The sequence below is a fragment of the Streptomyces sp. NPDC048419 genome, from assembly GCF_043200415.1.
GTDB lineage: Bacteria > Actinomycetota > Actinomycetes > Streptomycetales > Streptomycetaceae > Streptomyces.
Window position 1 is genome coordinate 1 of record NZ_JBICXT010000086.1, and the last position, 6,238, is coordinate 6,238.

At 67.6% G+C, this 6,238-nt stretch carries 3 protein-coding genes and 1 pseudogene; 1 reads left to right on the top strand and 3 read right to left on the bottom strand.

Features of this window, described 5'->3' with window-relative positions; translation table 11 throughout:
- Positions 1–330 precede the first annotated feature (330 nt).
- Positions 331–3,411: a putative Ig domain-containing protein gene (locus ACGFYN_RS47610; RefSeq protein WP_393872213.1), complete on the bottom strand. Its 3,081-nt coding sequence runs from the start codon at positions 3,409–3,411 to the stop codon at positions 331–333.
- 562 nt (positions 3,412–3,973) lie between these two features.
- Between ACGFYN_RS47610 and ACGFYN_RS47615 the strand changes: the two are divergent.
- Positions 3,974–4,414: pseudogene (locus ACGFYN_RS47615) on the top strand (transposase); the annotation flags it as partial.
- Between the two features lie 40 nt (positions 4,415–4,454).
- Here ACGFYN_RS47615 and ACGFYN_RS47620 read toward each other — a convergent pair.
- Both ACGFYN_RS47620 and ACGFYN_RS47625 read right to left on the bottom strand, forming a co-directional pair.
- A complete protein-coding gene (locus ACGFYN_RS47620) occupies positions 4,455–5,327 on the bottom strand; it encodes an IS3 family transposase (RefSeq protein WP_393872214.1) in 873 nt (290 codons plus the stop codon).
- Positions 5,324–5,632 (bottom strand): IS3 family transposase, encoded by a 309-nt coding sequence (locus tag ACGFYN_RS47625; protein ID WP_046584010.1) that lies wholly within the window; start codon positions 5,630–5,632, stop codon positions 5,324–5,326. Before ACGFYN_RS47625 ends, ACGFYN_RS47620 begins: the two co-directional genes overlap by 4 nt.
- Positions 5,633–6,238: the final 606 nt, after the last annotated feature.

The following is a 6,238-nucleotide window of genomic DNA, read 5'->3' on the forward strand; positions in this document are numbered from 1 at the left end:
CTGAGGGCGAAACCCCGTTCCCTGCCCTGCTCCGCAGGAGTCCGATTCATCCCCGGCCCGAAGGCCGGGGCATCCTCGGAGGTCTCAGGTGATGAGCCTTGCCTCCAGCAGGTTGCTGAGGGCAAGGCCGATGACATCGTCAGCTGGATGCGCTGGTTGGCTGATCTTCGAAGTGTCGAAGGAGATCAGACGTTCGCCGACGCGCTCATGTCCCGCGATCCGGGCCCGAGGGACTTCTGCCACCGTAATCAGGACCCGGGTTGCTCGGGCGCCCGGCCCCCGTGGTGGTGAAGGGCCAGGCACGCCGCCCCGGGCGGGTTCTGTGGGGTGTTAGGGAATGGTGGTGGTGAAGTGTGTGAGGTTGTTGCTGGTGCTGGGGTCGGGGGTGGTGGACCAGGTGGCGCCGGTGATGGTCACCGACTTGACCAGATGACTGGGCAGGGTGCCGGCGAGGCTGAGGGTGACGCTCTTACCCGAGGCCAGGGGGGTGGTGACGGTGGCGTGGGTGCCGCTGACCGTGATTCCGGCGATCTTTATGGAGGTGGGGTTACCCACGGTCACGCCGGGCCCTCCGGTGGCGGTGACGCCGGTCAGTCCTGCCGAGTTGATGAGGAGGTTGACTCCTTGGGCGGGGGCGGGGCCGTTGTTGGTGATGGTCAGGGTGTAGGTGGCCTTGCTGCCTGCCGTGCCGTGGGCGGGGCCGGCCAGGCTGGCCTTCAGGTCGGCCTTGTAGGGGCCCACGACCAGGGTGTAGGTCTGAGTGGCGCTGCCGGCACTGTTGGTGGCGGTCAGGGTGAGCTTGTAGCTGCCGCTGCTGGTGGTGGCGGGGGTACCGGTGAAGCTGCCGGTGCCATCGCCGTTGTCCTTAAAGGACACGCCCTTGGGCAGGGTACCGGCTTCCTTGAGCGTCGGGGTGGGGGTGCCGGTGGTGGTCACCTGCGGTCCGCCGCTGATCGGCACGCCCGGCTGCACCGTCGTGGTGTTGGGGTTGGTGAACTTCGGTGCCTGGGTGGCCGCCGGGTTGATCGTCAGCTTCAGCGTTGCGGTGGCGCTCTGGCTGTTGGCGTCGGTTGCGGTGACGGTCACGGTGGAGGTGCCGGCCGTGGTAGGAGTGCCGGAGATCGCGCCCGTCTTAGAGTCCAGGGTCAGACCGCCCGGCAGACCATTTGCGCTCCAGGTGATGGGGGTGGTTCCGCCGTTGGAGGCGAGGGTGGCCCCGGGGTAGGCCGCTCCTGCGGTGCCGTCCGGCAGTGAGGTGGTGGTGACCGCCAGGGCCTTGTTGACCGTCAAGGGGGTGGTGTCCTGGCTGGTGCTGTAGGTGCCGTCTCCGCTGTAGACGGCGGTGATGGTGTGATCCCCGGCCGCCAGCGCGCTGGTGGTGAAGGAGGCTTTGCCATCCGAGCCCACCGCAACCGGGGTGGTGTTCAGCGCGGGTGTGCTGCTCGGGTCGCCGTTGTAGAAGTTCACCGTCCCCGTCGGGGTGGCGCCGCCGCCGGTGACGGTTGCCTGCAGGGTGACCTGCTGGCCCGCATCGGCCGGCGACGGGGTGGCACTCACCGACGTTGCCGAGGACGCCCCGGCCACGGTGAGGGGCAGCGTCGCCTTGTCACTCTGTCTGTTGGCATCGGTCGCGGTGACCGTCACGGAGAACTTTCCATCAGCGCTCGGCGTACCGGAGATCACACCCGATGCCTTGTCCAGGGACAGGCCGTCCGGTAGTCCACTGGCGCTCCAGGTGATCGGGTCTTGACCGCCCGAGGACTGCAAAGTGACCGGATGGTCCGCACCGTAGGCCTGGCCGACCGTGGCGTCCGGCAACGAGCTGGTGGTGACCGCCAACGCCGCATTCACCGTCAGCGGGGTGCTGCCCTGGCTGCCGGCATTGCTGTCGTCACCGGAGTAGACCGCGGTGATCGTATGCGAACCCGCCGCCAGCGCGGAGGTGATGAAGCTGGCCGTGTCATCGGAGCCCACCGCAACCGGGCTGGAGTTCAGCGCCTGGCCACTGGTACTGCCGTCGTAGAAGTCCACCGTGCCCGTCGGGCTCGAACCGGTCACCGTCGCCTGCAGCGTGACCTTCTGACCCGCATCGGCAGGACTCGGCGACGCCGACACCGTCAGGGTGGTGGCGGCTGGGTGGATGACCACGGTGGCGGTGTCGGTGGCGGTGCCTGCGCTGTTCTTCGCAGTCACGGTGATGGGGAAGCTGCCGCCTTGGGTCGGGGTGCCGGACAGTAGCCCGCCGGAGGACAAGGTCAGCCCGTTCGGCAGGGTGCCGGAGGTGACCGTCGTGGTGGGTGTCGGATTGCCGCCCAGGATGAAGTGGTAGCTGTACGCAGTGCCCACGGTGCCTGCTGGAGGAGTCCCGCTGATTGTCGGAGCGAGACCGGATGCGATCCCCACGCCCCACGGTCCGTTCCCGACTCCGACGGTGGCGGTGACCGTGTTGCTGCCGGTGTCGATCACCGACACGTTTTGCGAGCCGAAGTTGGCGACATAGACGTGCTTGCCGTCCGGCGAGATCGCCACACCGATCGGTCCCGTGCCGACGTGGACGGTGGCGGTGACCCTGTTGCTGCTGGTGTCGATCACCGAGACGCTGTTGTCCTGGACGTTGGTGACGTAGGCACGGGTGCCGTCCGGCGAAACCACCACATCCTGCGGATCGAAGCCGACGCCGATGGTGGTGGTGACCGTGTTGTTGCTGGTGTCGATCACCGAGACGCTGTTGTCGTTCTCGTTGGTGACGTAGGCGTGGGTGCCGTCCGGCGAGATCGCCACATCGTTCGGTTCCTTGCCGCTGCCGACGTCGATGGTGGCGGTGACTGTGTTGTTGCTGGTGTCGATCACCGACACGGTGTTGCTGCCGGCGTTGGTGACGTAGGCGTGGGTGCCGTCTGGAGAAACCGCCACACCGACCGCGCCGCTGCCGACGCCGATGGTGGCGGTGGCTGTGTTGTTGCTGGTGTCGATCACCGACACGCTATTCGAGCCGTCGTTGGTGACGTAGGCGTGGGTGCCGTCCGGCGAGACCGCGACACCGGTAGGTGCGGTGCCGACGCCGATGGTGGCGGTGACCTTGTTGCTGTTGGTGTCGATCACCGACACGGTTTTGCTGCCGGCGTTAGTGACGTAGGCGTGGGTGCCGTCCGGCGAGACCGCTGCATTAATCGGCCGGCTGCCGACGTCGATGGTGGCGGGGGCCGTGTTGCTGTTGGTGTCGACCACAGACACGCTATTCGAGCTGCTATTGGCGACGTAGGCAGACGGGCCCGACGGCGCAGATGCGGCAGTCGCGCGCCCGGGCGCGCCCAAGGTGATGGCGCCGAAGAGGACGAGGGTGAGGCAGCAGATCCACGTGAAAATGCGGATGGTGCGATGCGGGAGGATTGTCGTGTGATGGCCATTCACGATGGGCTCCGCATAACTGAGTTGCTCACGCCGGCTGGGGCGCCGCACAGGCGGGGCAGGCCGCTAGATCCAGCGGCAATCGAACCCACCCGGGGCCGCACATCCATCGAGGGATAACCACCACATAAGTGCTAGGCACTTCTACGACCCTAACGCGGCCTTACAGCCCATAGAACTCTTGGTAGAACGTCTGCCCGGAAAGGCGAGGCTTGCATGCTGCATCAATCCGCTCTCACGCGAACTCCCAGGTGCCGCACACACCGCTTAAATGGCGCGTAAATACAACTCCGCCTCCACGGCCCCCGCTCTTGACGATCACATCTGACCGGCCCAAGAGGGCAAGCCCATCTCGCATACCTGCCCTAAAGGGCACCAACTATGCGGAACGCGGACAATCAACCGCCCGCTCCCGAAGCGACGTCTGCGAGTCCGGCCTGTTGGACGCCGTTGGCGCTAAGCACTTGACCATGGACTTCTAGTGCTCTGACCGCATAGGTTCGCCGGGGTGACGGTCGTGGCGGTTGGATGTGGGGTGACGTCCGGTCCGACCGCTGGAGGCGCGGTGGCTGAGCCTGTCCGTGTGCGCAGACTGACCGACCAGGAAGGGCAGAAGCTGCAGCAGATCGTGCGCCGGGGCAGCACGAGTTCGGTGCGATACCGGCGCGCGATGATGCTGCTGGCCTCGGCCGGCGGGAACCGGGTGCCGGTGATCGCGCAGCTGGTGCAGGCCGACGAGGACACCGTCCGGGACGTGATCCACCGGTTCAACGAGATCGGCCTGGCCTGCCTGGACCCTCGATGGGCGGGAGGCCGTCCCCGCCAACTCAGCCCTGATGACGAGGACTTCGTCGTCCTGACGGCCACCACCCGCCCCACCAAACTCGGCCAGCCCTTCACCCGCTGGTCGCTGCGCAAACTCGTCGCCTACCTGCGGAAAGTCCACGGCCGGGTGATCCGCATCGGCCGCGAGACGTTACGCGTCCTGCTCGCCCGCCGCGGTGTCTGAGCTTGTTCCGCTTTGACGGACACCATTGGTGTGGTGGTCAGGCTGCGAGTGTCGTCTCGTATTCGGCGGGACTGCGATAGCCGAGGCTGCTGTGCAGACGGTGCAAGTTGTACCAGCCCTCGATGAAATCGAAGATCGCGGTGCGGGCGGTGGCCCTGCTGGGCCATGTGGTGGTGTCGAGCAACTCGCGTTTGATGGTGGCGAAGAATGACTCGGCGAGTGCGTTGTCCCAGCACTGTCCGGTGCGGCCGACCGACAGACGCACCCCCAACTGGTCCGCCAGCGAGGCGAGTTGACGACTGGTGTACTGACAGCCACGATCCGAGTGAAAGATCACCGGATCGATGGGGCGACGTTGCCGGCAGGCGGCCGTGAGGGCATCGGCGACCAGCTCGGTCCGCAGGTGATCAGCGGTTGCCCAGCCGACCACCCGGCGGGAGGCGATGTCGATGACGGTGGCCAGGTAGAGCCAGCCCTCGTCCGTGGCGATGTAGGTGATGTCGCCGCACCAGCGGGCATTCAGCCTGTTGGGGTCGGACTGGAAGTCGCGGACGATGAGATCGGGCCGCAGAGCGGCCCGCGGATCGGGGATCGTCGTCAGGTGCCGCCGTCTGCGATGCCTGCCTTGCAGGCCGGCTGCCCGCATCAGCCGCGCGACCCGGCGCCGCCCGCACCCGGCACCCGCCCGCTTGAGCACGGCATGGACGCGCGGGGCACCGTAGGTTCCCCCCGATCGTGAGTGGACGTCGGTGATCTGTGCCGCCAGTTCGGCGTCACGGACCGCGCGTGGACCAGGCCTTCCGGTGCGGCGGGCATAGAAGGCGGTCCGGGAGACCTTCAGCAGCTCACACGCTCGTTTGACGCTGTGACCCGCACGCTTCTCCGCCTCGATGAACGGGTGCACCGTCACCGGGTCTCCTTCGCGAAGAAAGCCGTGGCCCGCTTGAGGACCTCGACGTCCTCGCGCAGACGGCGGTTCTCCCGCCGCAAGGCGGCCAGTTCCTCACGTTCGCTGCTGGTCAGGCCGTCCCGCTCGCCCGCGTCGACCTCGGCCTGCTTCACCCAGTCCCGCACCGCGGTCTCGGTCAGATCGAAGTCCTTGGCGATCTGACCGACCGAGCGGTCACCGCGTCGGCACAGCTCGACGATCTCCGCCTTGAACTCCGGTGTGAACGAACGGCGAGGCCGAGGCTTCTTCTTCCCCATGCTCTCCATGATGGACATCCTCCCGGGGCTGAACCCCTGATCTCAGATGTCCGTCAAAGCGAATCAAGCCCAGTCACCTTCCAGCGCACCAAGACCTGGAAGGAGTCCCCCGACCCCGAACGCGAGGCGAAGCTGGACCGGATCCTCCGGTGACGCGCACGGCGCCGGCGCACGATAGTTTCCCCCGGGAACCGACCCGGGACGATCGCGCCCCCAGACGCCGGCGCACCGCACCGTCCGAGGGCGCAGCCGCCGACGCGGGGCAGGCAATCGGTCGAAGACCCTGTGCAGTCGTGTTACGGCGCTGCTGGCCCGGTTCCCGATCTCCTCGTGTGCGGATCCGGCGGCCACACTGCCCGCATGATGCGCGGCTCGAGCAGGTAACCACGCAGGACAAAGCTCCGCGACGCCGCAGGCCGACGCGACGAGCCCCCGGGCCCCGCAGGTTCCCTCCCCCGCCTGCGTCTGCCTCCCCTGATGAGGGTCTTCGAAAATCCTGAGCGACGCTCGCGGCAGGCAAGACCGTGCGGGACACCGGGGGGGGGGGGGGGGGGGGGCGGGGGGGGGGGGGGCGGGGCGGCGGGGGGGGGGGGCGGGGCGGGGCGGGGGGGGGGT

Bases quoted from the DNA above. Each gene is read 5' to 3' on its own strand.
- ACGFYN_RS47625 (WP_046584010.1), bottom strand. From the start codon at position 5,632: ATGGAGAGCATGGGGAAGAAGAAGCCTCGGCCTCGCCGTTCGTTCACA.